This is a genomic window from Leucobacter edaphi (assembly GCF_016522535.1).
Classification (GTDB): domain Bacteria; phylum Actinomycetota; class Actinomycetes; order Actinomycetales; family Microbacteriaceae; genus Leucobacter; species Leucobacter edaphi.
The window spans coordinates 95,695-122,216 of the sequence record NZ_JAEHOI010000002.1 but is presented as its reverse complement, the minus strand read 5'-3'; the positions used below and the strand labels follow the sequence as shown (position 1 = coordinate 122,216).

Sequence of the window (26,522 nt, the reverse complement as noted above, 5' to 3'; positions counted from 1 at the left end):
CATGTCTTTTGATCCCACCGCTGCGGTTGACGTCCCGGCGCTTCAGGCTTCGGCCAAGCGCCACATGTGGCCGCACTTCACGAACCGGAAGGTGCTCGACGACGGCATCCCCGTGATCACGCGCGGCGAAGGCCACCACATCTACGACGCGTCCGGCAAGGCCTACATCGACGGCCTCGCAGGTCTGTTCGTGGTCAACGCCGGTCACGGCCGCGATCGCATCGTCGAGGCCGCCGCCAAGCAGATGAAGCAGCTCGACTTCATGCCGATCTGGTCCTACGCGCACCCCGCAGCCATCGAGCTGTCGGAGCGCCTCTCCTCCTACGCTCCGGGCGAGATGAACAAGGTGTTCTTCACGACCGGTGGCGGCGAGGCCGTTGAGTCCGCCTTCAAGCTTGCCAAGCACTACTGGAAGATCCAGGGCAAGCCGATGAAGCACAAGGTCATCTCCCGCTCGGTCGCCTACCACGGCACCCCGCAGGGCGCGCTGGCCATCACCGGCATCCCCGACATGAAGAAGTTCTACGAGCCCCTCACCCCGGGCGGCCACCGCGTGCCGAACACGAACTTCTACCGCGCCGACGAGATGGGCGCCCCGAGCGACGATCTCGAGGCCTTCGGCCAGTGGGCCGCGAACCGCATCGAGGAGGCGATCCTCTTCGAGGGCGCCGACACCGTTGCGGCCGTGTTCCTCGAGCCGGTGCAGAACTCGGGTGGCTGCTTCCCGCCGCCCCCCGGTTACTTCAAGCGCGTGCGCGAGATCTGCGACCAGTACGACGTGCTGCTCGTCTCGGATGAGGTCATCTGCGCCTACGGCCGCGTCGGCGACTTCTTCGCCTCGAAGGCCCTCGGCTACGAGCCCGACATCATCACCTCCGCGAAGGGCATCACCTCGGGCTACGTCCCGCTCGGTGCGATGATCGTCTCGGACAAGGTTTCGGAGCCGTTCAACTCGGTCGAGAACACCTTCTACCACGGCTTCACCTTCGCCGGTCACCCGGCTGCTGCAGCCGCGGCGCTCGCGAACCTCGACATCTTCGAGGAAGAGGACCTCAACGGCCGCGTGCGCGAGAACAGCCCGCTGTTCCGCGCCGAGCTCGAGAAGCTCCTCGACATCGACATCGTCGGTGACGTTCGCGGCGAGGGCTACTTCTTCGGAATCGAGCTCGTCAAGGACAAGGCCACCAAGGAGACCTTCAACGAGGAGGAGTCGGATCGACTCCTGCGCGACTACCTGTCGCCCGCGCTGTGGGACGCCGGCCTCTACTGCCGCGCCGACGACCGTGGAGACCCCGTCATCCAGCTCGCTCCCCCGCTGACCATCGGTCCGGCGGAGTTCGCGGAGATCGGCGGCATCCTCCGCAGCGTCCTTAAGGACGCCTCCTCGAAGATCTAAGTTCTTCGATTCGGACGGCCCTCTCGCTTCGGCGGGAGGGCCGTCTCGGCGTTTCGGGGTCTGCTACCGTGAGCGCATGAGCACGAATGAGCCCCAGGATCCCGTCCAGCCGGAGCCGGGTTCGCCCGTGCCCCAGCACCCGCAGCCGCAGCACTACGCCCCTCCGGCGCCGCAGCCCGGGCCGCAGTTCACGCAGGTTCCGCAGCCCGGGCCGCAGTTCGCGCAGGCGCCGCAGCCCGGGCAGCAGCAGTACTTCGCCCAGCCGCGGCCGCAGCCGCAGCAACCGTCGGCGCAGCAGGCCGCGCCTCAGTGGCCGACGCAGCCTCCGCACGCCTCTTCCCCCGAGCTGCAGGCTCCCGGCTCCGGTGCCGTTCCGGCTTCGGTTCCGGGTCGGACCAACGTGTTCGGCATCGTGGCTCTTGCACTGCTTGTGCTCGACCTCCTGATGGGTCCGGTTCAAACCTTCCTCATCATGAGCGTCATGCGCACGAGCGGCGATGGCTCCGGGGTGACGATTGCGGTGATGGTCATCACCATCGTGATCCTCCTCGCCGCTCTGTTGTTCGCACTTCTGGGCGTGCGCCAGCGCGACGCCACCCGCTACCGCTGGGCGGCGATCGGCGCGCTCGTCGCCTCGGTCCTGTCGATTACCGGCACGCTGATCGCCTATCTCGGCAACGCGATCATGTCAGCGGTGATGTGACGCCACCGGCAACGCAGAAGCGCCCGCCTTCCCCTCGGGGACGGCGGGCGCTTCGCAGCGGCGCTTCCGGCGATCACCGGAACCGCAGCGACACCTAGCGGCGCAGGCCGAGTCGCTCGATGAGCGAGCGGTAGCGCGTGATGTCGACGTTCTGGAGGTAGCCCAGGAGACGGCGACGCTGACCGACGAGCAGCAGCAGGCCACGACGCGAGTGGTGGTCGTGCTTGTGCTCCTTGAGGTGCTCGGTCAGATCCTTGATGCGCTGCGTGAGCATCGCGACCTGGACCTCGGGGGAACCCGTATCGCCCGGCTTCGTCGCGTACTCTTCGATGATCGCCTTCTTGACGTCTACTGCAAGTGCCATAGGTGATCCCCTTCCTCTGTGTTGCGCGGCGCCTTCAGCGGGTTGCTGGGGCTCTCTTTATCCGCGGCCGTTCTGACGGCAACCTGGCTATCTTATCACCTCCGGGAGGTTCGGCCCAGTCGGGTGTTCGCCGCCGCCGAGTAGGCTCGATGGCATGACCGCTGCGCCCCTCTCCCCCTCGCTCGATCCGGCCCTGCTCGCGGAGCTCGCGGCGATCGCCTCGGCCGCCGCCCGCAGTACCGGGACCCTGATCAGGGAACTTCGCGAGGACGGCGTCTCCGTGGCGGCGAGCAAGTCGAGCGCAACGGATATCGTGACCCTCGCGGATCGAGAGGCCGAGGCGCATCTCGTGCGCGCCCTCCAGGCCGCGCGGCCCGACGACGGGATCCTCGGCGAGGAGGGCGCGGGCATCGCGGGGACGAGCGGAATCACCTGGGTCGTCGACCCGATCGACGGCACCGTGAACTACGCCTACGGCCTCCCCCTCTACTCCGTGAGCGTCGCGGCGACCGTGGCGGACCCCGGCGCCACCGCGGACGGCCGGCGCGCCGTCGCCGGCGCGGTCTCCGCGCCACGCCTCGACGAGCACTTCGAGGCATGGGAGGGCGGAGGCGCGCGCCTGAATGGCCGCCCGATCGGGATCTCCGGCGCCACCGAGCTCGGCATGTCCCTCGTGGCGACGGGCTTCGGGTACACCGTTGAGCGTCGCACCGAGCAGGCGGAAATGGCCGCGCGCCTGATTCCGCAGGCCCGGGATCTGCGTCGCCTCGGCTCGGCGGCCTATGACCTGTGCTCGTTCGCCGCTGGCCGCATCGACGCCTACTACGAGCGCGGTCTGCAGCCGTGGGACTACGCGGCCGGGCTGCTCATCGCCCGCGAGGCCGGCGGGGCCGTTGAGGGTCGCGACGCGGCGACCCCTCCCGGCGAACCGCTGGTGTTCGCTGCGGCGCCCGGGCTCATCGACGAGCTGCGCCGTGTCGTGCTCGGATAGCCGGATCAGCGCTTCCTTCTGTAAACGGGATTGACCATCGCGTTTACGTTTCGGCCGGACCTGTGGCAGCATGGTCCGAAAGGCGGCTCAGCACACCGCCCGTTTCCAAAGGAGGGAACATGTCGAAACTCCCCGAAGATCCGCTGATCGCGGGAATCGTCAACCGCATTCGCTCGGCGCAGTTCGATCGCCGCCAGCTGCTCCGCGGGGCCGGTCTCGGCGCGGCAATGCTCGGCGCCGGCTCACTCGCCGCGTGCGCGGGAAAGAGCGGCCCGGGCGACGGGTCCGGCGGCACCGTGCGCTGGGCAAACTGGACCTACTACCTCGACTACGACGAGGACAAGGGGGTCTGGCCCACGCTCGACGACTTCATGGAGCAGACGAACATCACGGTCGAGTACTTCGAGGACATTGACGACAACAAGACCTTCATCGCGAAGATCAAGGACCAGCTGAAACTCGGCCAGGACACCGGCTACGACGTGTTCGTCCCCTCGGACACGCAGATCGTCCGCCTCCTCGAGCAGAAGCAGCTGCGGGAGTTCGATCGTTCCCTGCTCCCCAACGTCGAGGCGCAGATGATCGACATGGTCAAGCACGCGTCATACGACCCGGATCGCCAGTGGTCGATCCCCTACCAGGCGGGCATGACCGGCCTCGTGTACAACACGAAGCTCTACCCGAAGGGCATCAAGGAGGTCTCGGACCTGTGGGCGCCCGACCTCAAGGGCAAGGTCAACCTCCTCACCGAGCAGGACGACACGCTCGGCCTCATCATGCTCGAGCAGGGTGTCGACATCGCTGGCGACTGGGGCGACAAGGAATTCGATGCCGCGCTCGAGGTCGTCAAGAAGCAGCTCGCCTCCGGCCAGGTCTTCAACGTCAAGGGCAACTCGTACGTGCAGGACCTGCAGACGGAGGACGTCGTGGCCGGCATGTGCTGGTCGGGCGACATCGCGATCCTGAACGAGGAGGCCGGCGAGGAGATCTGGAAGTTCGTCGTTCCGGAGTCGGGCGCCTCGGTGTTCATCGACTCGTTCTCGATGCCGAAAGCCACGAAGTCGTTCAAGCAGGTGCACGAGCTCATCGATTACTACTACGAGCCCGAGGTCGCCGCACGGGTCGCCGAGTACGTGCAGTACGTGACGCCGGTCGCCGGCGCGCGCGAGGCCATGCAGAAGCTCAACCCCGAGCTCGCCGACAACCCGCTCGTATTCCCCGACGAGGATATGTCGAAGCGGATCTTCGACATGCGCTCGCTCACCGCGCAGGAGGACAACCGCTACGCGCAGGCCTTCCAGAAGGTGCTCGGCAACTAGCGGATCGGCCGATCCGGATCGCGGGGGGCGCTATTCTTCGGCGCCTCCCGCGGCCGGCTGCCAGGTGCTCGCGAGGCCCGTGACCTTCGCGGCGAGCGCGCGCAGCTCCTTCGTTGCCCCCTCGACCGACTCGTCGCGGCCGTGCGCGCCCTGCGCGAAGGCGACACCGAGCAGGAACGTGGTGAGTGGCGCGGCCGGCCGGGCGACGTCGTGCGCGACATCTCGCGCCACGTCGAGGACCGTGGCGATCGACACGATGCTCGGATCGACCCCGAGTTCGGCCGCAGAGGCCGCGAGCCACTCCTCGAGCGCTTCCGGCGGCAGGTAGGTGTTCTGGGTCATGGTATTCCTCCAGTTCAGCTCGGGCTTTCCCCCTCAGTCTGCACCCAATTCACTGCGAGCGCGCGCCCGATCCAGATCCTCGGGCGTATCGATGTCCGCAACATCGTCGGCCGCGGTGTCGAGCCAGGCGATCCGCAGGCCCGAGAGCGCTTGGCGGATGGGCAGCCCGGAGACCGCGCCGAGCGCCGTCACGCCCTCGCGGAGCGGCGCGAGGCGGTAGCGCCCGGCGAGCCACTGCTCGCGGCCATCGGGATCGCGCAGCACGAGGGCGTCGGCGCCGGCCGGCCACCGTGCCCCGCTCAGGCGGCCGACGACCGCGGCGGGGTCGACGAGATCGCACGACAGCAGCAGCGTCTCGGTCGCCGTTGCCGCCTCTGGCCGCTCGAGCGCCGCGGCGAGCGCCGCGAGCGGCCCACCGTACGCCGGCTCCTCGCGGACCCCGATGCACCCGGGCGGGACCGCCGCAGCCGGACCCGCGACGATCACGGCCAGGGCACCGCCGTCGCGGGCCGCGCTCACGGCTCGATCGACGAGCCGTTCTCCGCCGAGTGTGATCGCGGCCTTGTCCCGGCCGCCGAGCCGGCTCCCGCGCCCGCCGGCCAGGATGATCGCGATCGCCGCCTGGGCGCTGCGCCCGCCGCTCACGCGTCCACCAGGATCACGTCGACGGTCTCACCCGCGGCCACGTCGCCGCGTTCCGGCCCCACGAGGGCGTAGCCGTCCGCGCTCCCGTGTCCGCCGACGGCGTGGGAGACGCCTCGCGGATCGACCGCGGGACGGCATGTCAGCCCGGCGTCTGTTTCCGTGACGCGCACGGGCAGCACCTGCAGCCTCCCGGTGACTCCCCGCCACTCGCGCTCGGCGGTGGCCGGCACGCGTAGCCGGGCGGTGCGCGTCCGGCCCTGCATGCGCAGCAGGGCGGGACGCACGAAGAGTTCGAAGCTCACGGCGGCGCTCACCGGGTTTCCGGGAAGCGCGAAGATCCAGCCGCCCGAGCGGAGCGAGCCAACGCACTGCGGCTGACCGGGGCGCACGGCGACCCGCACGGACCGCACTCCCGGTTCGTCCTCGAGGGCGATGCGGACGATGTCGTGCCGGCCCGGTCCGACGCCGCCGCTCGTCACGATGACGTCGCACGCGCCGGCGAGGCCGGCGATCCGCGAGGCGAACGCTTCGGCGTCGTCGGCGCTGACCTCGACGGAAACGAGATCCGCTCCCGCCGCCTCGACGAGCCCGGCGAGGAGGACGGAGTTCGACTCTGGGATCTGCCCCCGGATCAGTGGTTCTCCCGGGCTCGCAAGCTCCGATCCGGTCGCGATCACCGCCACGCGCGGCCGCCTGCGCACCGGCACCTCTGCCACCCCGGCCGCCGCGAGCGCCGCGAGCCGCTGCGCGCCGAGCAATTCGCCGGCCGAGGCGATCACCGCGCCCGCGCTCGTGTCCTCACCCTGCTTGCGGACATTCGCCCCCGGTTCGGGGACCGCGCGGATCCCGACCCGTTCCGCGGCCCACTCGCCGCGCGCCCCGGTCTCGGACACGGTGTCCTCCACACGAACCACGGTGTCGGCCGCGGTCGGGAGCGGGGCGCCGGTCATGATCCTCACCGCGGTCCCGCGCGGCAGGTCGGGGTCCTCAGCGCTCCCGGCTGGCACCTCGCCGACGATATCGAGAAAAACCGGGGCGTCCTCCGCAGCGCCGTCGAGGTCTTCACCCCGCACCGCGTACCCGTCCATCGCGGAGTTCTCCCAGAGCGGGAGATCGTTGACGGCCCGCACATCGGCGGCGAGCGTCAGGCCGAGCCCGTCACGGATAGCGCGATTCTCGATCGGGAGCAGGGGAATTTCTCCCAGGATCCACTCGCGATGCTGCTCGGGAGTACTGGCCACGGACCCGCCCTTCGCCTGCGCGTCCGGAATCTCATCCCGAAACGCCTCGTATTTATGGAAAAACGCCCGCTCAAGCGGGCCGTCACCTTGCCCCCACCTGCTTTCGATGCTATCCAGGAAGTGTGTCACGAATCACCGCTCGCAGGCGAGTGACCCGCATCGCAGCCGGTCGCTCCGTGACCCGGCGCGCCGATTTCCTCGCGGTGGAGGAGCCGCTCGAGATCCGCGTCGGCGGGAAGTCGCTCGCGGTCACCATGCGCACCCCCGGCCACGACGTCGAGCTCGCGGCCGGCTTCCTCGTCTCCGAGGGTGTGATCCACTCCCCCGAGGACTTCACGACCGCGCGCTACTGCGCCGGTGCGACGGCCGATGACGGCAACACCTACAACGTGCTCGACGTCACGCTCGCCCCGGGCGTTGCTCCGCCGGATCCGAGCATCGAGCGCAACTTTTACACGACCAGTTCGTGCGGCCTGTGCGGGAAGGCGAGCATCGATGCCGTTCGCACGCAGAGCCGCTATCGCGTCGACGCTGATCCCCTGTCGATCGACACCTCCCTGCTGATCGGGTTCCCCGACGCGCTCCGCGCCGAACAGGCGGCGTTCGACCGCACGGGCGGCCTGCACGCTGCGGGACTCTTCGACGGGGAGACGGGCGAACTCCTCGTCCTCCGCGAGGACGTCGGCCGGCACAACGCGGTCGACAAGGTCGTCGGCTGGGCCCTCATGAACGGCCGCTTCCCCGCTCGCTCGTGCGTGCTCATGGTCTCGGGTCGCGCGAGCTTCGAGCTCACGCAGAAAGCCCTGATGGCGGGCATTCCGATGCTCAGCGCGGTGTCCGCCCCGTCGTCGCTCGCCGCAGACCTCGCCGACGAGGCGGGGCTCACGCTCGTGGGGTTCCTCCGCGGCGAGACCATGGTCGTGTACTCGCGACCCGATCGCATCACCGATTCAGGCTCCGATGAGGAGCCGAGCCTCGCGCGGGAGGAACCTTCGCCGCGTCTCACTGAAAAGGCGGTAGTCCAATGAGCCCGAAAGCACCCCGCGAGGACTTCTCCGACGACGAGATCGAGGTCGGGCCGCCGAAGGACTACGCTGCCGGTTTCGGCGGCGTGTACCACTCCATGGAGCCCGCGATCCTCGACATGGGCCTGCCGCGCACCGTGCGGCTCATGACGAAGATCAACCAGAAGGACGGCTTCGACTGCATGAGCTGCGCGTGGCCCGATCCGAGCCACCGCAAGATCGCCGAGTTCTGCGAGAACGGCGGAAAGGCGGTCACCTGGGAGGCGACCCCGCTGAAGGTGTCGCGCAAGTTCTTCAAGGAGAACTCGGTGATCTCGATGCTCGACAAGACCGAGTACTGGCTCGGCCAGCAGGGCAGGATCACGGAGCCCATGTTCAAGGACGAGGGATCCGACCACTACGTGCCCGTCAGCTGGGACCGGGCGTTCCAGATCGTCGCCGACGAGCTCAACGCGCTCGACCACCCCAACGAGGCGTCGTTCTACACGAGCGGCCGCGCCTCCAACGAGGCCGCCTTCCTCTACCAGCTCTTCGCCCGCGCCTACGGCACGAACAACCTGCCCGACTGCTCGAACATGTGCCACGAGTCCACCGGCACGGCGATGACCTATTCGGTCGGGATCGGCAAGTCGACGGTCTCCTACAACGACTTCCTCGAGTCGGATCTGATCATCATCATGGGTCAGAACCCCGGCACGAACCACCCGCGCATGCTCACGGCGCTCGAGGACGCGAAGAAGAACGGCGCGAAGATCATCGCCGTCAACCCGCTCCCCGAGGCTGGCCTCATCGGCTACAAGGATCCGCAGACCGTGCGCGGCTACATCGGCAAGCCGCTGCAGATCGCCGACCAGTTCATGCAGGTGCGCCTCGGCGGCGACATGGCCCTCCTGCAGGCCGTGTCCAAGCGGGTGCTGGAGGCCGAGGCGAAGAACCCCGGCCGGGTGCTCGACCACGACTTCATCGAGCGCTACTGCGACGGCTTCGAGGAGTTCGCCGAGCACATCCAGACGATCGACGAGCGCAACGTCGAGCAGGCCACGGGCCTCGCGACCGCCGAGATCGACGAGTTCGCGAAGCGGTACCTCGAGTCGAACCGCGTGATCATCTGCTGGGCCATGGGCATCACGCAGCACCGCCAGGGCGTCGACACGATCAAGGAGATCATCAACCTCCTGCTGCTCCGCGGCAACATCGGCAAGCCGGGCGCCGGCGCCTCCCCGATCCGCGGCCACTCGAACGTGCAGGGCGACCGCACGATGGGCGTGTGGGAGCAGATGCCCGACTCGTTCCTCGACGCGCTCGGCAAGGAGTTCAACTTCGATCCGCCGCGCGATCACGGCGTCGACGCGGTGCACGGCATTCGCGCGCTCGCCGACGGCAAGATCAAGGTGTGGGTGGGTCTCGGCGGCAACCTGCTCGGCGCGATCTCCGACTCGAACCTCGCCGAGGAAGCGATGCGGAAGACCACGCTCAGCGTGCAGCTCTCCACGAAACTCAACCGCTCCCACGTCGTCACGGGGAAGAAAGCCCTGATCCTCCCGGTGCTCGGCCGCACCGAGGTCGACCAGCAGCTGAGCGGCCCGCAGTACATCACGGTCGAGGACTCGGTCTGCGCGGTGCACGCCTCGCACGGCCAGATCGAACCGATCGCGGACACCGTGCGGTCGGAGGTCGCGATCATCGGCGGCATCGCCCACGCAACGCTCGGCGACAGCCTCGGGATCGACTGGCTCGGCATGGTGGATAACTACGACGTGATCCGGGATCACATCTCGCGCGTCGTGCCCGGGTGCGACAACTACAACGAGAAGACGCGCCGCCGCGACGGCTTCGTCCTCCCGAACCCGCCGCGCGACGAGCGCCGCTTCGAAACGGAAACGGGCAAGGCGCGCATCACGGTCAACACGGCCGAACCGGTCGACTGCCCGCCCGGACGCCTGCTGCTGCAGACGCTCCGCTCCCACGATCAGTTCAACACGACGATCTACAGCCTCAACGACCGCTATCGCGGCATCAAGAAGGGCCGCTACGTGATCTTCGTCCACCCGGACGATCTCGCTGAGCTCGGCCTGAGCGACGGCCAGACCGTCGACATCTTCAGCGAGTGGCCCGACCAGCCCGATCGCGTGCTCCGCGGCTTCCGGATCGTCTCCTACCCGACGGCCCGCGGCTGCGCGGCTGCTTACTTCCCCGAGGCGAACGTGCTCGTCCCCCTCGACAGCACGGCGATCGGCAGCAACACCCCGGTCTCGAAGGCCGTCGTGATCCGGCTCGAGCCGTCGTCGACGCCCGCCGGCGTGGGGCGGCCCGTCACGGTCTGACCCGTCAGGTCAGCCCGCCCTGGATGCACCTCATTCTGCGCCCTCTACGCCTGACGCAGAATGAGGTGCCTTCTCGCGCCCTCGACCGTTTCGCGCGGATTGCCAGAGGAGCGCCACGCCCAGGACTACGAGGAACACCTTCGAGAGCACGGCAACGAGGTTCAGATCGAACCAGGCAATCTGAACGCCCGTGAGCGCGGCGCCGATGACGATCAGGCTGACGCCGACCCACACGAGGCCGGGGCTCCACTTGCGCATCGACCCGCTCCTCTCCCGTGATGATTCCCCAGCAACTGGGATCACCCCTCGCACCATTGTGAACGGGAAGAATCACTTACTTCTCGATGCCAGGCGCCCGGAGAGACTTCCCCCGCACGCACCAGCCCCCGCGAGCCTGCGAAGCGAATCGCGGGCCCGCGGGGGCTGGTGCGCGGAACCGCCTAGCCGGCCGCGCGGGGTGCGCCCATGCCCGGATCGATCTGGTGCGGACCGGAGGCCGACGGTCGGACGTCGAAGTCGAAGATCGCGGTCGGCAGGTACACCGTCGCGCACGAGTTCGGGATGTCGACGACGCCGGAGAGGCGGCCCTCGATCGGAGCTGCGCCGAGGAGCAGGTAAGCCTGCTCGGGGCTGTAGCCGAACTTCACGAGGTAGTCGATCGCGTGGAGACAGGCGCGCTGGTACGACAGGTGCGAGTCGAGGTAGCGCTGCTCACCCTCGAGCGTCACCGAGGTGCCCGAGAACGCGAGCCACTGGCTGTAGTTCGGCTCGACGTTGCCCGGCATGAAGATCGCGTTCTCCGACACGCCATAGGTCTCCATGCCGCCCTTGATGAGGTCGACGCGGAGGTCGATGAAGCCGCCCATCTCGATCGCGCCGCAGAACGTGATCTCGCCGTCGCCCTGCGAGAAGTGCAGGTCGCCGACCGAGAGGTTCGCACCGTCGACGTACACGGGGTAGAAGATGCGCGTGCCCTTGCTCAGGTTCTTGATGTCCTGGTTGCCGCCGTTCTCACGCGGCGGGGCGGTGCGGGCGGCCTCCGAGCCGACGCGGCCCCACTCGTCACGCGGCACCCCGCCGAGCACGGCGTGCTCCGCCTCGGGCGGCAGCGCGAGCGGCGGGACGCGATCCGGATCCGTCGCGATCAAGGCGCCCTCGCGGGCGTTCCACTTCGCGAGCAGTTCCGCCGAGGGAGCGGTGCCCATGAGGCCCGGATGGATGAGTCCCGTGAACGAGACGCCGGGCACGTGGCGCGAGGTCGCGGTCTGCCCGGAGAAGTCCCAGACGGCCTTGTACGCGTCGGGGAACTGGTCCGTGAGGAAGCCGCCGCCGTTGCGCTTCGCGAAGATGCCCGTGTAGCCCCAGCCCTGGCCGGCGAGCGGACCCTCCTCCTGCGGGATCGGGCCGACGTCGAGGATGTCGACGATGAGCAGGTCGCCGGGCTGCGCGCCCTCGACGGCGAAGGGGCCGCTCAGCGTGTGCACGGTGAGCAGCGGGGCGTCGAGGATGTCCTGTGCCGAGTCGTCGTTCTTGATCGCGCCGTCGAACCACTCGCGGCAGTCGACGCGGAACGACTCCCCCGGCTTCACCGTTGCGACCGGCGGGATCTCCGGGTGCCACCGGTTGTGTCCGAGTTTCTCCTGGTCGACGAACTTCTTGTTTGAGTCCAGCTTGAAAATGGTTTCGGGCATGAGCCCCACCTTCTTCCTTCATCAGTTGACGGCATCGGCGCCGTCGCGGTGCACCGCCCGGCTATGGACGTGGCAGTTTTGCGTGCAGCGGGTTGCGCGTCACGGGTTGCCGTTTCGCTGGCCCCGCCGTCGGGAGGGACCCGACGACCTGCGGTTCGTGGGCGCTGCGGGCAGCGCTGTCGACGAGCTTGAACGCTGAGGATCCGGCACCCGACAGGTGCGGGGCCGTGACCGCCCGCCGCGCCTCCGCGCCGCAGACGCGGCACTCCGCCGTCTTCGGCACCTCGGCCATCGAGTACATCGCGTCGTATCGGCATCCGGCCTCGCAGCGGAAGCTGTAACTCGGCATCGGGTCTTCTCCTCGGTGTTTCGGTGGTGAGTGGTCGGTGGTTCGGTCGGCCGGTCCGGGGGCCTGTCCCGGCTCAGACGGTGGTCGCGCGTGGCGTCTCGGCTGGCGCGGCAGGGGCGGATCCTGGTCCGGTTCCGGATCGCCGCCCGAGCACCGCGGCGACGACAAAGAGCACGGCCAGGATCACCCCGGCGATCAGCCCCTCGGTCATGCCGGTTCGATAGGCCCCGGTCAGCAGGAGGAAGGCGGGCACTGCCCCGGTCGCGACGCCGAGGAACAGGGCGAACCAGCCCGTCCAGCGGTCGAGCGAGTCCTTGCCGAGGGCGAGCAGCAGGAAGAAGAGGAGCCAGAGCGCGGCCCACGAGAACCAGATCATCCCGAACACCGGGTCGTGCACGGTGGTGAACTGCAGGATCCCATAGACCACGGCGCAGCAGGCCACGAAGAGGGAGAACCAGCCGAGGCCCTCGCCGCTGGCGCCGGTGAGCGCGTTCCATGCGACGTAGAGGTAGGTGAAGCCGAAGAGAAAGAGGCCGGATGCTCCGAGGATGATCGCCGGATCGCCTCCCGACTGCACCAGAATGATCGTCGGGAACACGACCTGCATTCCGCCGACGAATAGGTTCATGGCCGCCGCAGCTTTCGCGGGGATGAGCCCGAGGAGCATGAGCCCGTTGATGCACAGCACCGCGCCGACATACAGTAATCCGACACTGCTCATCTGGTCCCCCTCGCCTCATTGCGAAGAGCCGCCGGACCAGGTTTCGCCCGGCTGCGCTCGGCCGGTGCGCGGGATGCGACCGGCTTATTTGCGAAGCTACCGTAGCCGCGGAGGCAAAGTCAATGACCGCCGCGCGTCCGGATGAAGAACACATTTTTAACCTCTGATCAGGCAAAGTAGTCGCAACGACCCACATAGAAGGCCATCCGGAACAGCTGAGCGGCCAGAGGCTCCGCAACCGCGGAATAAACACGGTGAAGGACCCGCGGGTGCGGCGATAGACTCGCTTTTATGACGCATTTTCGGATCAGCGACGCCGCCGCACTCATCGGCGTGAGCGACGACACCATTCGCCGCTGGGCAGCCGACGGACTCCTCGAATCCGGCCGCGACGCGCAGGGCAAGAAGACCGTCTCGGGCGTTTCGCTCGCGCAGCGCGCGATCGAACTCGCGCCGGACAAGACCGAGTCCGGGCATCGCAGGAGCGCCCGCAACGCGTTCACCGGCATCGTCACCGCCGTGCAAACCGAGGGCCTCATCGCGCAGGTCGAGCTCCAGTGCGGCCCCAATCGCGTCGTCTCGCTCATGACCGCCGAGGCGCTCACCGACCTGGGAATCGAGGTCGGTTCGCAGGCCACCGCGATCGTGAAAGCCACGACCGTCATTATCGAAGCAGAACGGAATCCCGAAGCATGATCAGCACTGCCCCCGCACCGCGTCGCCGCTTCGCGCGCGCACTGTCCGCCGCCGCGGCGATCGCCACGCTGACCCTGCTTGCCGCGGGCTGCAGCGCCCAGGACAACGGGAATCAGGCGAAGGCGTCCGATGAGGCCGCGCAGGAGATCTCTGGCACGCTCACCGTTTCGGCAGCGGCGTCGCTGCAGCCGGCGTTCGAGCAGCTCACCCAGGACTTCGCGCGGGCGCACCCCGGCGTCACCTTCGAGACGCTCTCCTTCGACGGCTCCTCCGTCCTCGCCACGCAGATCATCGGCGGCGCTCCCGTCGATGTCTTCGCCTCGGCCGACGCGAAGAACATGAAGAAGGTGCAGGACGCCGGCCTCGTCGCCGGCGCCCCGACGCCCTTCGCGAAGAGCCTGCTGCAGATCGCCGTGGCTCCGGGGAATCCGCTCGGGATCCACACCCTCGCCGACCTGGCCAAGACTCCAGGCGGGAAGACCCCGACCGTCGTGCTGTGCGCGGCCGAGGTGCCGTGCGGGGCCGCCTCGCAGACCCTCCTCACGCGCGACGGCGTCTCGCTCAAGCCCGCGAGCGAAGAGCAGAACGTCACCGCGGTGCTCACCAAGGTGCAGGCGGGAGAGGCCGACGCCGGACTCGTCTACCGCTCCGACGTCCTGCGTTCCGCAGGAAAAGTCGAGGGAATCGCGATCGAGGGCGCGAGCGAGGCCGCCGGGCTCTACCTGATCGCCCCGCTCAAGGATGCAAAGTCGCCCGAGGCGGCGCGCGCGTTCACCGAGTTCCTCACCTCGCAGCACGCCCAGGAGGTTCTGAACCAGTTGGGCTTCGACCAGGCGTGAGACCGCGATACGGCGAATGGGGCACCGAGTGAGGGCACGCGAGCGCCGGGCGGTGCGCGCCGACGGCGCCGCCCGGCTGCGGGCTCGACCGATCCCCGCCGTTGCCGTCGCACCGGCGATCGTGGGCGGGGCCGTCCTCGTGCTACCGCTGCTCGCCCTGCTCCTGCGCATCGACTGGGCCGCCGTGCCCGCGGTGCTCGCGGCGCCGGAGACGGCGAGCGCGCTCGGCCTCTCCCTCGGGACCGCCGCGCTCTCGACGGTGTGCTGTCTCGCGCTCGGCGTGCCGCTCGCGGTGGTCATCTCGCGGGCGAGCGGGGTGTGGGCGGCGCTGCTGCGGGCGATCGTCACCCTGCCGCTCGTGCTCCCGCCACTCGTGGGCGGGCTCGCGCTGCTCTCCCTGCTCGGGCGCGGTGGAGCGCTCGGCGAGTTCTTCAGCGGACTCGGGATCCAGATCCCGTTCACCACTGGCGCCGTCGTCATCGCGCAGGTGTTCGTCTCGCTCCCGTTCCTCGTCATCGCGGTCGAGGGGGCGCTCCGCGGCATCGATCCCGTCTTCGAGGAGGCCGCCTCGACGCTCGGGGCGTCGCCCTCGTCGGTGCTGTTCCGGATCACCCTCCCCCTCGTCGCCCCGGGCCTCGCGGCCGGTACGATTCTGTGCTTCACCCGCTCGCTCGGCGAGTTCGGCGCCACCGCCCTGTTCGCGGGAAACGCGGAGGGAACAACGCGAACGGTGCCGCTCGCGATCTACACCGCATTCAACGGCGCCGGGGTCACGCAGGACATGGCCCTCACCCTCTCGCTCGTCCTCATCGCGGTCTCGATCGTCGCCCTGGTGCTCCTCCACGGCCGGAGTGCGATCCGGGTCGCAGCGCGCTCGGGGGCCTGATCTTCCCCTGGTAGGGTGATCCCGCAAGGGGGCGCCATGGAAGACCTGATGAAGTCCGCGATCGCGGCGGGTGCCGACGCGGCGCAATCGGCCGGAACCACGGCATCGGAACGCGCCGATACCGACCGCGACCGGGCCGAACCGGGCCGCCGCAGGGCCGCGAGGCAGCTGCCGTCGTCTGGGCTCGCCGACCGCCGCGGGCGGGCGCTCAAGGACCTCAGGATCTCCGTCACGGACCACTGCAATTTCCGCTGCGTGTACTGCATGCCGAAGGAGATCTTCGGCCGCGACTACGTCTTCATGGAGCGCGATGAGCTGCTGAGCTTCGATGAGATCGAGCGTCTCGCCCGCTCCGCCGTGGCGCTCGGCGTCGACAAGCTCCGGATCACCGGCGGCGAACCCCTGCTCCGGCGAGGGATCGAGGATCTCATCGAACGCCTGGCCGCGCTCCGCACGCCGGACGGACGCAAGCCCGACCTCGCGCTCACCACGAACGGCTCGGCGCTGCGCGTGAAGGCCGAGGCGCTCAAGGCCGCGGGGCTCGACCGCGTCACCGTGTCGGTCGACTCCCTCTCCGAGGAGCGCTTCCAGGCGATCAACGATGTGCGTTTCCCGCTCGCCCGCGTGCTCGACGGGATCGAGGCCGCGAGTGAGGCGGGCCTCGGGCCCGTGAAGGTCAACGCCGTCGTGAAGCGCGGAGTCAACGACGACGAGATCGTGCCGCTCGCGGAGCACTTCCGCGGGACCGGCATCACGCTGCGATTCATCGAGTACATGGACGTCGGATCCTCGAACGGGTGGCGTCTCGACGACGTCGTGCCCTCGGCAGAGATCGTGCGCACGATCTCTGCCGTGCACCCGCTCGAACCCGCCGCGGAGGCCCGATACGGCGAGACGGCCCGCCGCTGGCGCTACGCGGACGGCGCGGGCGAGATCGGCGTGATCTCCAGCGTGACCGGGGCATTCTGCGGCACCTGCACGCGCGCCCGCATCTCAGCCGACGGCAAGCTCTACACCTGCCTGTTCGCGAACCACGGCTTCGACCTGCGCGCGCTGCTCCGCGACGGCGCCGACGATGACGCCGTGACCGCCGCGCTCACGGGCGTGTGGGAGACCCGCGACGACCGCTACTCCGAGCTGCGCGCCGCGAACGCCGCCCCCGACCGGGACCGCATCGAGATGTCGTACATCGGCGGCTAGCGCACACGCCCGGTCAGCACCCCCGAATCGCGCGACTCAGCGCCCCGAAGGGGAGGTCGGCCGCACGCTCCGCATCACGGCTACAGCCCGACCCACTCGCTCTCGCCCGCCTCGAAGTGCTGCCGCTTCCAGATCGGCACCTCGCGCTTGATGCGCTCCACGAGCTGCTCGATTGCGGCGAACGCCTCGGCCCGGTGCGCGGCGCTCGCCGCAGCGACGAGGGCGGCGTCGCCGATCCGGAGCGCGCCAACGCGGTGAGCCGCGGCGAGGCGCAGCCCCGTGCGCGCGACCTCCGCCGCGACGCACTCCGCGAGCAGGCGCTCCGCTTCCGGATGCGAGCGGTAGTCCAGGGCGGTCACGCCGCGGCCGCCGTCGTGATCGCGGACAATGCCGTGGAACATCACGAGCGCACCGCACTCGGGCGCCTCGACGGCGTCGCGGATCGCGGCCTCATCGATCGGCGCGTCCGTCACGATCGCGAGCAGTTCGGGGGTGTGCGGCATTCGGCTTCCTTTGTCGTTCGGGTGCTGGCGCTCATCGGGAACGGGGGCGATCATCGCTCGACCAGCTCGGGGGCCGTGCGGGCGAGCCGGTCGATGCCGCCGCGCAGGTACCCGACCCCCGCGAAACCGCGCCCGGCGAGGGCGCGAGCGGCGCGGATCGAGCGCGGGTCGCGTTCGCAGTAGATCACGAGCGGGCGACCGGCCGGATCGGGATCCGGGTTCTCCCCCGCTTCGATCCGGTCCACATCGAGCCACTCGGAGCCGGCGATCCGGCGTTCCTCGCGCTCCGGCGCCGACCGCACGTCGAGCAGCCGCGGCGCGAGGCCGGCGGCGGCGCGCTCCGCGAGCTCCTCGCCCGTGAGCACGGCAAGCCCGGCTGAGCCCTCCGCTGCGGCCTCGGCGCCGGCGGCGCTCGGCTCGATCCCGCACAGGATCTCGTAATCGACAAGCTCGGTGATCGGTTCGGCGTTCGGGTCGCGACGCAGCTCGAGTTCGCGCGTGCGCGCCTGCAGCGCGTCGTACAGCAGGACGCGGCCGATCAGGGGGTCGCCGACACCCGTGATGAGTTTCAGCACCTCCGTCGCGAGCAGCGAGCCGATCGTGCCGCACAGCCCGGGCAGGACACCGGCCTCGGCGCAGTTGAGCACGGCGCCCGCCTGCGGCGGGACCGGGAAGAGATCGCGATACCCGGGCCCGTACTCGTGCCAGGCCACGCTCACCTGGCCGGATCGCTCCAGGATCGCGCCCCACACGAGCGGAATGCCGACGAGTTGGGCCGCGTCGTTCGCGAGGTACCGCGTCGGGAAATTGTCGCTGCCGTCGATCACGAGGTCGTATCCGGCGAAGATCTCGCGCGCGTTCTCCGCGGTGAGGCGCGTGATCAGGCGGTCCACCGTGATCCCGGGATCGAGCCGCGCGACGGCGTCCGCGAGGGAGTCCGCCTTGAAACGCCCGAGATCCTCGGTGCGGTGCTCGACCTGGCGGTGCAGGTTGGAGAGCTCGACGACGTCGTCGTCGAGGATCCCGATCCGGCCGATGCCCGCTCCCGCGAGATACGGCACCGACGCGCAGCCGAGACCGCCCGCCCCGATCACGAGGACGCTCGCGGCCGCGAGGCGCCGCTGCGCCTCCTCACCGAAGCCGGCCATGACGATCTGCCTGCGCGCGCGAGCGGCGGCCGCCGCTGAGAGCTCGGGCAGCGGCGCGACGAGAGGCCCGGGTCGGCGATTCGCGGCGGCATCCATGCCCACCATCCTATGAGCGGGCTGGGCGAGGCGCGAGCGGTAGCATGGCCTCATGGCAGAGTTCACGGTGCGATACTTCGCGGCCGCGGCCGATGCGGCCGGACGCGAGGAAGAGTCCTGGCCCGGTGCGGCCCCGCAGTCCCTCGACGCCCTGCGCGCCGCCCTCGTCGAGCGCTTCGGCGCACCGATGGAGCGCGTGCTGCGAACGGGCTCGTTCCTCGTCGACGGGGCCGTCCGCTGCGACGGCGGGGCGATCTCGGGCGAGCGCGTCGACGTGCTCCCCGCGTTCGCGGGCGGGTAATCCGGCGGTGGCCTCCCGCACGATCGCAGAGCACGCCGAGGCGGTGCGCGAGCTCGTTCAGCCCGCGCTGGAGCGAGCCGCTGCCGACGCCCCAGAGGCCATCGGGATCGCCGACCCCGGTCTCGCGGGCCGCACGGCCGCCGCGCCGCTGCGCTCGGCCATTCCGCTCCCGCCTTTCGACAATTCGCAGATGGACGGGTACGCGGTGCGCGCCTCCGAGGTGGCCGCGCTCCTCGCGACGGATGGCTCGCGCGCGACGCTCCCGATCGGCCTGACCGCTGCCGCCGGAGACCCCCCGCTCACCCTCGCACCCGGCACGGCCTCTCCCGTGATGACGGGCGCCCCGATCCCGCACGGCGCCGACGCCGTGATCCCCATCGAACGGTCAGATCCCGACCGCTTTACCTCTCTCGTGCGGCCCGGCGATGCGCCGTCCCGCGCGCCGGAGGGCACCGTGAGCTTCTCCGAGGCACCCGCCCCTGGCACCTTCGTGCGCGCTTCGGGAAGCGATCTCGCTCAGGGCGAGATCCTCGTTGATCAGGGGGTTCGCCTCACCCCCGCGCGCATTGGCCTGCTCGCCAACGCGGGGATCTCGGAGGTGCCCGTGGTGCGACTCCCCCGCGTGCTGCTGCTCGCGACCGGGGACGAGGTCGCAGGGGCCGGCGAAACACCCCGCCCTGGCCAGATCTTCGACGCGAACGGTCCGCTGCTCGCCGCGGCGCTGCGCGGTGCCGGCGCGGAGGTCGTCTCGCGTCGCGTCGCGGATCAGCCCGCGGCCGTCACCGCACTGCTGCGCGAGGAGGCGCCGCGCTTCGATCTCGTCGTCACCTCGGGCGGGATCAGCGCCGGAGCCTTCGAGGTGATCCGCGAGGCGCTCACCCCGGCCGGCATCGACTTCCTCGCGGTCGCCATGCAGCCGGGCGGACCGCAGGGTCTCGGTGCGCTGCCCGGGGGCACCCCCGTGCTGTGCTTCCCCGGCAACCCGGTAAGCTCCGCGCTCTCGGCCGAGGCATTCCTGCTCCCCCTCCTCCGCTCCTTCGCCGGCCGGACCCCGCGCCGCAGCGAGCACCGCGAACTCGCCGACGCCGTCGACTCGCCCGCCATGAAGCACCAGCTCCGGCGCGGAAACCTCGATACCGACGGCCGGGTGCGCGTCACCCCGCCCAGCTCGCACCTGCTCGCCGACCTTGCTGCGGCCGAGCTCATCGCCCACATCCCCCTCGGCGTCACGCGCCTCGAGGCCGGGGACACCGTCGAAATCTGGAGACTCGATGACTGATCAGCAGCCCGCACACCCGACCAGGGCCGCAAGCGATCCCGCGGCCGCAGCCGACACCCAGGAGGGCCTCACGCACCTCCGCGCCGACGGCAGCGCCCACATGGTCGACGTCACGGAAAAGGCCGTCACGAAGCGCACCGCGCGCGCCGAGGCGTTTCTCGAGACCCGGCCGGACGTGATCGGCCGCCTCGTCGCGGGCGAACTCCCGAAGGGCGAGGCACTCGGAACGGCCCGAATCGCGGGGATCATGGCGGCGAAGCGCACCTGGGAGCTCATCCCGCTGTGCCACCCGCTCCCGCTCACGAAGCTGGCGATCGACTTCGAGCCGGGCGAGGACCGCGTCCGGATCATCGCCTCCGTGACCACGAAGGGCGTGACCGGCGTCGAGATGGAGGCCCTCACCGCCGCGAGCGTCGCCGCGCTCACCCTCTACGACATGATCAAGGCCGTCGACAAGCACGCCGCGATCACGGGCACCCGCGTCCTCGCGAAGGCCGGCGGGAAGAGCGGGGACTGGAGCCTCGAGTGAGCGCGAGGCGCACCGCGGTCGTGCTCGTCATCTCGACGAGCGCCGCAGCGGGAGAGGCTCAGGACCGCACCGGCCCCGTCATCGCGGACTGGCTCGCCGAGCGCGGCTTCGCCGTGGGTGATCCGGTCATCGCGGCCGACGGCGAGCCGGCAGCCGCCGCGCTCGCCGGGACGCTCCACCGAGACCCCGACGTGATCCTCACCACGGGAGGCACCGGCGTCTCCCCCACGGACTGCACCCCTGAGATCGTCGACCCGCTGCTCGACGTCCGCGTTCCCGGACTCATCGAGGCGCTCCGGCGCCGGGGCGCAGAGCAGCTCCCCGCAGCGCTCCTCACCCGCGGTGTGGCGGGGTTCGCCGGCCGCACCTTCATCATGACCCTGCCGGGCTCCCCCGGTGGCGTCCGCGACGGGCTCGCCGTGCTCGATCCGCTGATCGGGCACCTCATACAGCAGCGGGCCGGCAGCGCGGACGGTCACCCGCCGCGCTGACGACCCGCCGCCAGCAATTCGATCCCGGGAACTACCCCGCGATCAGCGCTTCGAGCGGCCCGCGCGCGAAGAACACGACGAATCCGGCCGCCACGACCCAGAGCAGCCAGTGGATCGTGCGCGCCCTGCCGCTGAACGCGTGCACGAGCACCCAGGCAACGAAGCCCGCGCCGATGCCGTTCGCGATCGAGTAGGTCATCGGCATGACCGCGACCGTCAGGAACACGGGCAGCAGCACGCGGAAGTCGGTGAGATCGATGTTCTTGATCTGCGCCATCATGAGCGCGCCCACGATCACGAGCGCCGCGGCCGCGACCTCCGTCGGGACGATCTGCGTGAGCGGGGTGAAGAACATTGCGAGCAGGAACATTCCGCCCGTGATCAGGTTCGCGAAGCCCGTGCGCGCGCCCTCTCCGATGCCTGCCCCCGACTCGATGAACACCGTGTTCGACGACGAGGAGGTCATGCCACCCGCGATCGCGCCGACGCCCTCGACGACGAGCGCCGACTTCAGGCGCGGGAAGTTGCCCTTGTCATCGGCGAGGCCCGCCTCACGGGACAGGCCCGTCATCGTGCCCATGGCGTCGAAGAAGTTCGTGAAGAGGAGCGTGAAGACCAGCATCACGACGGACACGATGCCCACGCGGCTCAGGTCGAAGCTCACCGCGCCGACGAGGCTCAGATCGGGCAGGCTGAAGGGCGCCGAACCGAGCTCCGGAACCGTGAGCCCCCAGCCGCCCGCGTTCGCCACCTCGCCGTCCGCGCCAACGCGCGGGCCGAGGTGAGCGATCGACTCCACGATCACGGAGATCACGGTGCCCGAAACGAGACCGATGAGGAGCCCGCCCTTGACCTTCGCGGCCACGAGGATGCCCGTGATCACGAGGGTGAGCACGAAGATGAGCGTCGGGATCGTGACGACCGAGCCGCCGCTGCCGAGGCCGACGGGCGGCGAGCCCTGGCCCGTCGCGGTGACGAAGCCCGAGTTCACGAAGCCGATAAATGCGATGAAGAGGCCGATGCCGACCGTGATGGCGAGCTTCAGCTCGACCGGGACGGCGTCGAAGATCATGCGGCGCAGACCGGTGGCCGCGAGGATCACGATGAGCACGCCGTTGATCACGACGATCGCCATCGCCTCGGGCCACGTCACGTGGCCGACGACCGAGAACGCGAGGAACGCGTTAATACCGAGTCCCGCGGCGAAACCGAACGGGAGGCGCGAAACGATGCCGAAGAGAATCGTCATCACGCCGGCCGTGAGCGCGGTGACCGCGCTCACCGCGGGGAACGCGAGCGAATTGCCCTCGACATCCACGCCGCTCGTGAGGATGATCGGATTCAGGATCACAATGTAGGCCATCGTGACAAAGGTCACGAGACCGCCGCGGATCTCCGTTCCGAACGTCGAACCGCGCTCGGTGATCTGGAAGAAGCGGTCGATGCCGCCCTTCGGCTCCACCGTCGAACGCGCTGCGGCGTCCTGATCTACCTCTGCCACCGATGACCCCGTTTCCTCAAGCTGAGTGTTGGCTGAACAGAAGTACGTTACCACTGGTCGCGCGGGCGTGTCGCGGCGGGGGCCCGCGAAAACGCCCGATGCCCGCCCAGGAAAACCCGGGCGGGCATCGTGTAACGCGGGGAGCGGGGTTTAGCTCACGCCGAGCAGGTCGATCACGAAGATCAGGGTCTTGCCGGAGAGCGGGTGGCCGCCCGAGGTGCCGTAGGCCTGGGCCGGGGGCACGATGAGCTTGCGGCGGCCGCCGACCTTCATGCCGGGGATGCCCACCTGCCAGCCCTGGATCAGCGCGCGCAGGGGGAAGTTGATCGACTCGCCGCGGCTCCACGACGAATCGAACTCCTCACCGGAGTCGTACTCGACGCCGAGGTAGTGCACATCGACGGTGGAGCTGGCGAGCGCCTCCTCCCCGGTGCCCTCGACGAGGTCCACGATCTGCAGCTCCGCGGGCGCCGGCCCGTCGGGGAACTCGATCTCGGGCTTGGTCTTCGGTGCATCAGTCATGCCCCCTATTCTCGCTGAGAAAGTCACCCCGCAACCAGCGAGTTCGCTCAGAGGGAACCCGGCGCGCCCGAATGCCTCGGGAAAACGGTCGAAATTCTGTTCTGAAGCCACGTTCCGGCCGCTGCATCACCCGTCGGGCGACCGGGTCGGATACCCTGGAGGGGTGAGATTCGCGCACCTGAACCTGTCCCCCGCTTCCGCTCCGACCCTCGCCGCGGTTCGAGAGGATCGATTCGTTCCGCTCTCACAGCTCGGCGAAGACTTCGCGACGCTTCAGGAGCTCATCGCCGCCGGAGACACGGCCCAGCAGCGCGTGCGCGCGGCGGTCGACGCCGCGGATGAAGCCGCGTGGCAGCCGCTCGAGGGCGTGCGCTTCGCCCCCGCGGCGATCCAGCCCCCGATCGTGCTCGCCGTCGGCCTGAACTACGACGAGCACGCGAGCGAACTCAGCCTCGACAACGACTCGGGGCCGGTCCTGTTCTCCCTGTTCCCGAATTCCCTCGGGGCGGAGGACGGCGAGGTGCCGATCCCCACGCACATCAGCCAGGAGGTCGACTACGAGGGCGAGCTCGGGGTCGTCATCGGCCGCTCAGCCAAGAACGTCACCCCCGAGGAAGCGCTCGACTACGTGTTCGGCTACACCGTGATCAACGACATCACGGCGCGCAACATCCAGTTCCTCGAGCCGCAGTGGTCGCGCTGCAAGTCCTTCGACGGATTCACCCCGATCGGCCCCGTCGTCGTCACCGCCGACGAAATCCCTGATCCGCAGGCGCTCGCCATCACGACCGACGTCGACGGCCTCCGCGTGCAGGATTCAACGACCGGATTCATGATCCGCAGCGTCGCCGAGCTCATCTCCTCGATCTCGCAGTCGCTCACGTTGCTCCCGGGAACCGTCATCTCGACCGGTTCCCCCGGCGGGGCCGGCCGCTCGCGCAAGCCGCCGCTGTACCTCGTGCCCGGCACCGACGTCACGGTGACGATCGAGGGGATCGGCGCGCTCACCTCGCACTGCGTGCAGGCGTAGGGGCGCTGCACGCGCACGCCCGGACGCGGCCGGCGTGCCGGCCGGAGGCGCCGCGAACGAGCGATCTACCGGCGCCGTGACAGCACGAGAAGGACGATCCCGACCGCGATCGGCACGACCGTCAGCAGCAGGCTCCCGGTGAGGGCACCGGCCGCGGTGACGGGATCCCTCACGACGGTCGAGGTCGCTGCCCCCGTCGCGATTCGACGCAGAGAACTGACCACGAACAGCCCGCCGAGGATGGTCAGCACGAGACCCGTGGTGAACATGCCCGTGCGCCTGCGCTGCGGAGCCGGGAAGCCCGGATAGCCCTGCAGTCCCTGAGGCGCCTGGTCGCTCGGAGGCCCGTGGGTGGTTGCCTGCGCCGGTATGAAAGCCGAAGTAGCCCCCTCCCCGGTAACCACGGCTCCCGTGCGGGTGTCGACGAGGCGAACCCCGTGGGCGCTCGGCTCCGCAGAAACGCTCGTGCCGACCGGGAGATTCCCGATCGGTCCGAGTGCGGGCTGGAGCGCGACCGCGTGCGCCCAGTCGACGACGAGCAGATTCCCCGGAATGGCGAGCAATTCGGTGGTGTCGGCCTCGCTCATGAGCTGCCAGCCCGTGTCGTACGGGGATCGCGGGGTCCCCCGCACGATCCACCTCGGCGCCGCGGCCCCCTCGAGGACGCTGCGGGACACGAGGCAGGTGTGCCCGGTGGGGATGACTTCGGGAAGAGGGGTGGTCACGGCGGGGCTCCGATCGGCTCGGTTCTCTGGCGCGTTCCGGCGTGTGCTCCGAGCACACGCCGTGGAAAGCCCCCCCGGTCCTCGCCGGATACGCCGCGGGGCGGGAAGAGCATGCGACTCCCCCGCCCCGCACCGTGTCCGGATGCGCCGCGACTACTGCGCCGCGGGCTCCTCGTTGATGATCTCCCCTTCGCCGTCCTCGAGCTTCTCGGGGGCGGGCGCGTGGATCGTGTCGATGACGCCGGTCTCGGGGGCGAGCCCCGCGAGCTTCGACGGCTGCAGGATGTCGTCGAGGGTCGCCTGGTCGAGGAGGCCGTGCTCGACCACGAGCTCCGACACCTTCTCGTTCGTGGCGAGCGCCTCCTTGGCGAGCTTCGCGGCCTCCGCGTACCCGATGACGGGTGCGAGCGCCGTGATCACCGTGACGGAGCGGGAAACCATGTCCTCGAGGCGGGCCTCGTTGGCCGTGATTCCGTCGACGCAGTTCACGCGCAGCGTGTGGCAGGCGCGCTCGAGCCACGTGATCGACTGGAACAGCGAGTGCGCGATGACCGGCTCGAAGGCGTTGAGCTGCAGCTGACCGGCCTCGACCGCCATCGACACCGTGACGTCGGCGCCGGCGACCGAGTAGGCCACCTGCGATACGGCCTCCGGGATCACCGGGTTGACCTTGCCCGGCATGATCGACGAACCTGCCTGGCGGGCGGGGAGGTTGATCTCACCGAGGCCGGCCTGCGGGCCGGAGGAGAGCAGGCGGAGATCGTTCGAGATCTTCGACAGCTTCAGCGCGCTGCGCTTGAGCGCCGCAGAGAACGTGACGAAGACGCCGGTGTCGCTCGTCGACTCGACGAGGTCGCCGGCGGTCACGAGGTCGAGGTCCGTGATGTCGCGCAGGTGCTTGATCACCGACTCCTTGTAGCCGACCGGGGCGTTGATCCCCGTGCCGATCGCCGTGGCGCCCATGTTGACCTCGCCGAGCAGGGAGACGGCCTCGCGCAGGCGGTCGACGTCCTCGCGCAGGGTCACGGCGAAGGCGTTGAACTCCTGGCCGAGCGTCATCGGAACGGCGTCCTGCAGCTGGGTGCGGCCGACCTTGATGATGTGCGAGAACTCGCGGCCCTTCGCGGCGAACGAATCGGCGAGGAGGTTGAGCTCCTCGAGCAGGCTGTCGAGCGAGAACGCGAGGGCAACCTTGATCGCCGTCGGGTAGGTGTCGTTGGTCGACTGGCTGCGGTTCGTGTGATCGTTCGGATTGATGTACGAGTAGTCGCCCTTCGCGTGCCCGGCGAGCTCGAGCGCGCGGTTCGTGATGACCTCGTTCGCGTTCATGTTCGTCGAGGTACCGGCGCCGCCCTGGATCACGCCCACGACGAACTGGTCGTGGAGCATGCCCGTCTTGATCTCTTCGCAGGCGCGATCGATCAGTGTGGCGCGCTGCTCATCGAGTGCGCCGATCTCGAGGTTGGCTCGGGCCGCGGCCTGCTTGACGCAGGCGAAGGCGCGGATGAATTCGGGGTAGACCGAGATCGGGCGGCGCGCGATCGGGAAGTTCTCATGGGCCCGCGCGGTGTGCACCCCCCAATACGCAGCAGCGGGAATCTCCACGCTGCCCAGCGAATCCGTCTCGGTCCGGGTCTGTGCCGACAGGAAGTCACTCACCAGTTA

At 69.5% G+C, this 26,522-nt stretch carries 29 protein-coding genes; 15 read left to right on the top strand and 14 right to left on the bottom strand.

Features of this window, described 5'->3' with window-relative positions; genetic code table 11:
• The first annotated feature begins 1 nt into the window (after window position 1).
• Both JD292_RS01905 and JD292_RS01900 read left to right on the top strand, forming a co-directional pair.
• A complete protein-coding gene (locus JD292_RS01905; protein ID WP_200131051.1) occupies window positions 2–1,396 on the top strand; it encodes an aspartate aminotransferase family protein in 1,395 nt (464 codons plus the stop codon).
• Between the two features lie 76 nt (window positions 1,397–1,472).
• Window positions 1,473–2,099, top strand: coding sequence for a hypothetical protein (locus JD292_RS01900; RefSeq protein WP_200131050.1), 627 nt, complete (start codon window positions 1,473–1,475; stop codon window positions 2,097–2,099).
• A gap of 94 nt (window positions 2,100–2,193) precedes the next feature.
• On the opposite strand, the gene rpsO is transcribed toward JD292_RS01900, so the two are convergent.
• Window positions 2,194–2,463, bottom strand: a complete 270-nt coding sequence (gene rpsO / locus JD292_RS01895; RefSeq protein WP_200131049.1) for a 30S ribosomal protein S15 — start codon at window positions 2,461–2,463, stop codon at window positions 2,194–2,196.
• 154 nt (window positions 2,464–2,617) lie between these two features.
• Between rpsO and JD292_RS01890 the strand changes: the two genes are divergently transcribed.
• Complete coding sequence (locus tag JD292_RS01890) at window positions 2,618–3,454, top strand: inositol monophosphatase family protein (RefSeq protein ID WP_200131048.1); 837 nt, start codon at window positions 2,618–2,620, stop codon at window positions 3,452–3,454.
• Between the two features lie 119 nt (window positions 3,455–3,573).
• Window positions 3,574–4,773, top strand: coding sequence for an ABC transporter substrate-binding protein (locus tag JD292_RS01885; protein WP_200131047.1), 1,200 nt, complete (start codon window positions 3,574–3,576; stop codon window positions 4,771–4,773).
• 30 nt (window positions 4,774–4,803) lie between these two features.
• On the opposite strand, the gene JD292_RS01880 is transcribed toward JD292_RS01885, so the two are convergent.
• Genes JD292_RS01880 through JD292_RS01870 form a run of 3 tightly spaced genes read right to left on the bottom strand, consistent with a single transcriptional unit; the run spans window position 4,804 to window position 7,001 of the window.
• A complete protein-coding gene (locus JD292_RS01880) occupies window positions 4,804–5,115 on the bottom strand; it encodes a DUF6457 domain-containing protein (RefSeq protein ID WP_200131046.1) in 312 nt (103 codons plus the stop codon).
• A gap of 33 nt (window positions 5,116–5,148) precedes the next feature.
• Window positions 5,149–5,760 (bottom strand): molybdenum cofactor guanylyltransferase, encoded by a 612-nt coding sequence (gene mobA, locus JD292_RS01875; RefSeq protein WP_200131045.1) that lies wholly within the window; start codon window positions 5,758–5,760, stop codon window positions 5,149–5,151.
• A complete protein-coding gene (locus JD292_RS01870; RefSeq protein ID WP_369411106.1) occupies window positions 5,757–7,001 on the bottom strand; it encodes a molybdopterin molybdotransferase MoeA in 1,245 nt (414 codons plus the stop codon). The genes mobA and JD292_RS01870 overlap by 4 nt, the downstream gene beginning before the upstream one ends.
• A 122-nt stretch (window positions 7,002–7,123) precedes the next feature.
• Between JD292_RS01870 and fdhD the strand changes: the two genes are divergently transcribed.
• Both fdhD and JD292_RS01860 read left to right on the top strand, forming a co-directional pair.
• Complete coding sequence (fdhD, locus tag JD292_RS01865; RefSeq protein ID WP_200131044.1) at window positions 7,124–8,029, top strand: formate dehydrogenase accessory sulfurtransferase FdhD; 906 nt, start codon at window positions 7,124–7,126, stop codon at window positions 8,027–8,029.
• Window positions 8,026–10,350 (top strand): FdhF/YdeP family oxidoreductase, encoded by a 2,325-nt coding sequence (locus JD292_RS01860; RefSeq protein WP_200131043.1) that lies wholly within the window; start codon window positions 8,026–8,028, stop codon window positions 10,348–10,350. Before fdhD ends, JD292_RS01860 begins: the two co-directional genes overlap by 4 nt.
• Window positions 10,351–10,380: 30 nt before the next feature.
• Here the strand turns inward: JD292_RS01860 and JD292_RS01855 are convergent, their stop codons facing one another.
• The 4 genes from JD292_RS01855 to JD292_RS01840 form a co-directional block, all read right to left on the bottom strand.
• Window positions 10,381–10,608, bottom strand: a complete 228-nt coding sequence (locus JD292_RS01855; protein ID WP_200131042.1) for a hypothetical protein — start codon at window positions 10,606–10,608, stop codon at window positions 10,381–10,383.
• 182 nt (window positions 10,609–10,790) lie between these two features.
• Window positions 10,791–12,041 carry a formamidase gene (gene fmdA / locus JD292_RS01850; RefSeq protein WP_200131041.1) on the bottom strand — a complete coding sequence of 417 codons (1,251 nt, stop codon included), beginning with the start codon at window positions 12,039–12,041 and terminating at the stop codon, window positions 10,791–10,793.
• A gap of 61 nt (window positions 12,042–12,102) precedes the next feature.
• Window positions 12,103–12,390, bottom strand: a complete 288-nt coding sequence (locus JD292_RS01845; protein WP_200131040.1) for an FmdB family zinc ribbon protein — start codon at window positions 12,388–12,390, stop codon at window positions 12,103–12,105.
• 73 nt (window positions 12,391–12,463) lie between these two features.
• Window positions 12,464–13,111 carry an AmiS/UreI family transporter gene (locus tag JD292_RS01840; protein WP_200131039.1) on the bottom strand — a complete coding sequence of 216 codons (648 nt, stop codon included), beginning with the start codon at window positions 13,109–13,111 and terminating at the stop codon, window positions 12,464–12,466.
• A gap of 291 nt (window positions 13,112–13,402) precedes the next feature.
• Here JD292_RS01840 and JD292_RS01835 point away from each other — a divergent pair, with 291 nt between their 5' ends.
• From JD292_RS01835 to moaA, 4 genes are read left to right on the top strand one after another with little or no spacing between them, the layout of a single operon-like run.
• Window positions 13,403–13,807 (top strand): TOBE domain-containing protein, encoded by a 405-nt coding sequence (locus JD292_RS01835; protein WP_200131038.1) that lies wholly within the window; start codon window positions 13,403–13,405, stop codon window positions 13,805–13,807.
• Window positions 13,804–14,646 carry a molybdate ABC transporter substrate-binding protein gene (modA, locus tag JD292_RS01830; protein WP_200131037.1) on the top strand — a complete coding sequence of 281 codons (843 nt, stop codon included), beginning with the start codon at window positions 13,804–13,806 and terminating at the stop codon, window positions 14,644–14,646. The genes JD292_RS01835 and modA overlap by 4 nt, the downstream gene beginning before the upstream one ends.
• Window positions 14,647–14,674: 28 nt before the next feature.
• Window positions 14,675–15,532, top strand: a complete 858-nt coding sequence (locus JD292_RS01825; RefSeq protein WP_439649257.1) for an ABC transporter permease — start codon at window positions 14,675–14,677, stop codon at window positions 15,530–15,532.
• Between the two features lie 36 nt (window positions 15,533–15,568).
• Window positions 15,569–16,732: a GTP 3',8-cyclase MoaA gene (moaA, locus tag JD292_RS01820; protein ID WP_233613225.1), complete on the top strand. Its 1,164-nt coding sequence runs from the start codon at window positions 15,569–15,571 to the stop codon at window positions 16,730–16,732.
• Between the two features lie 80 nt (window positions 16,733–16,812).
• On the opposite strand, the gene JD292_RS01815 is transcribed toward moaA, so the two are convergent.
• Together JD292_RS01815 and JD292_RS01810 are read right to left on the bottom strand one after the other, a co-directional pair.
• Window positions 16,813–17,235, bottom strand: a complete 423-nt coding sequence (locus JD292_RS01815) for a molybdenum cofactor biosynthesis protein MoaE (protein ID WP_200131035.1) — start codon at window positions 17,233–17,235, stop codon at window positions 16,813–16,815.
• A 50-nt stretch (window positions 17,236–17,285) separates the two neighbouring features.
• Window positions 17,286–18,479, bottom strand: coding sequence for a ThiF family adenylyltransferase (locus tag JD292_RS01810; protein WP_233613224.1), 1,194 nt, complete (start codon window positions 18,477–18,479; stop codon window positions 17,286–17,288).
• A gap of 52 nt (window positions 18,480–18,531) precedes the next feature.
• Between JD292_RS01810 and JD292_RS01805 the strand changes: the two genes are divergently transcribed.
• Genes JD292_RS01805 through JD292_RS01790 form a run of 4 tightly spaced genes read left to right on the top strand, consistent with a single transcriptional unit; the run spans window position 18,532 to window position 21,079 of the window.
• On the top strand, window positions 18,532–18,780 hold the full coding sequence (locus tag JD292_RS01805) for a MoaD/ThiS family protein (RefSeq protein WP_200131033.1): 249 nt from the start codon (window positions 18,532–18,534) through the stop codon (window positions 18,778–18,780).
• Between the two features lie 7 nt (window positions 18,781–18,787).
• On the top strand, window positions 18,788–20,059 hold the full coding sequence (locus JD292_RS12415; RefSeq protein WP_200131032.1) for a molybdopterin molybdotransferase MoeA: 1,272 nt from the start codon (window positions 18,788–18,790) through the stop codon (window positions 20,057–20,059).
• Window positions 20,052–20,588 carry a cyclic pyranopterin monophosphate synthase MoaC gene (moaC, locus tag JD292_RS01795; protein WP_200131031.1) on the top strand — a complete coding sequence of 179 codons (537 nt, stop codon included), beginning with the start codon at window positions 20,052–20,054 and terminating at the stop codon, window positions 20,586–20,588. The genes JD292_RS12415 and moaC overlap by 8 nt, the downstream gene beginning before the upstream one ends.
• Entirely contained in the window at window positions 20,585–21,079 is a 495-nt protein-coding gene (locus JD292_RS01790) for a MogA/MoaB family molybdenum cofactor biosynthesis protein (RefSeq protein ID WP_200131030.1), read from the top strand. The genes moaC and JD292_RS01790 overlap by 4 nt, the downstream gene beginning before the upstream one ends.
• A 31-nt stretch (window positions 21,080–21,110) precedes the next feature.
• On the opposite strand, the gene JD292_RS01785 is transcribed toward JD292_RS01790, so the two are convergent.
• Together JD292_RS01785 and JD292_RS01780 are read right to left on the bottom strand one after the other, a co-directional pair.
• Window positions 21,111–22,580: an NCS2 family permease gene (locus JD292_RS01785; protein ID WP_200131029.1), complete on the bottom strand. Its 1,470-nt coding sequence runs from the start codon at window positions 22,578–22,580 to the stop codon at window positions 21,111–21,113.
• 150 nt (window positions 22,581–22,730) lie between these two features.
• Window positions 22,731–23,102: an FKBP-type peptidyl-prolyl cis-trans isomerase gene (locus JD292_RS01780; RefSeq protein ID WP_200131028.1), complete on the bottom strand. Its 372-nt coding sequence runs from the start codon at window positions 23,100–23,102 to the stop codon at window positions 22,731–22,733.
• A gap of 163 nt (window positions 23,103–23,265) precedes the next feature.
• On the opposite strand from JD292_RS01780, the gene JD292_RS01775 reads away from it, so the two are divergent.
• Complete coding sequence (locus JD292_RS01775; RefSeq protein WP_200131027.1) at window positions 23,266–24,132, top strand: fumarylacetoacetate hydrolase family protein; 867 nt, start codon at window positions 23,266–23,268, stop codon at window positions 24,130–24,132.
• 65 nt (window positions 24,133–24,197) lie between these two features.
• On the opposite strand, the gene JD292_RS01770 is transcribed toward JD292_RS01775, so the two are convergent.
• Together JD292_RS01770 and JD292_RS01765 are read right to left on the bottom strand one after the other, a co-directional pair.
• Window positions 24,198–24,857, bottom strand: coding sequence for an immunity protein Imm33 domain-containing protein (locus tag JD292_RS01770; RefSeq protein ID WP_200131026.1), 660 nt, complete (start codon window positions 24,855–24,857; stop codon window positions 24,198–24,200).
• A gap of 153 nt (window positions 24,858–25,010) precedes the next feature.
• A complete protein-coding gene (locus JD292_RS01765; protein ID WP_200131025.1) occupies window positions 25,011–26,516 on the bottom strand; it encodes an aspartate ammonia-lyase in 1,506 nt (501 codons plus the stop codon).
• Window positions 26,517–26,522 lie beyond the last annotated feature (6 nt).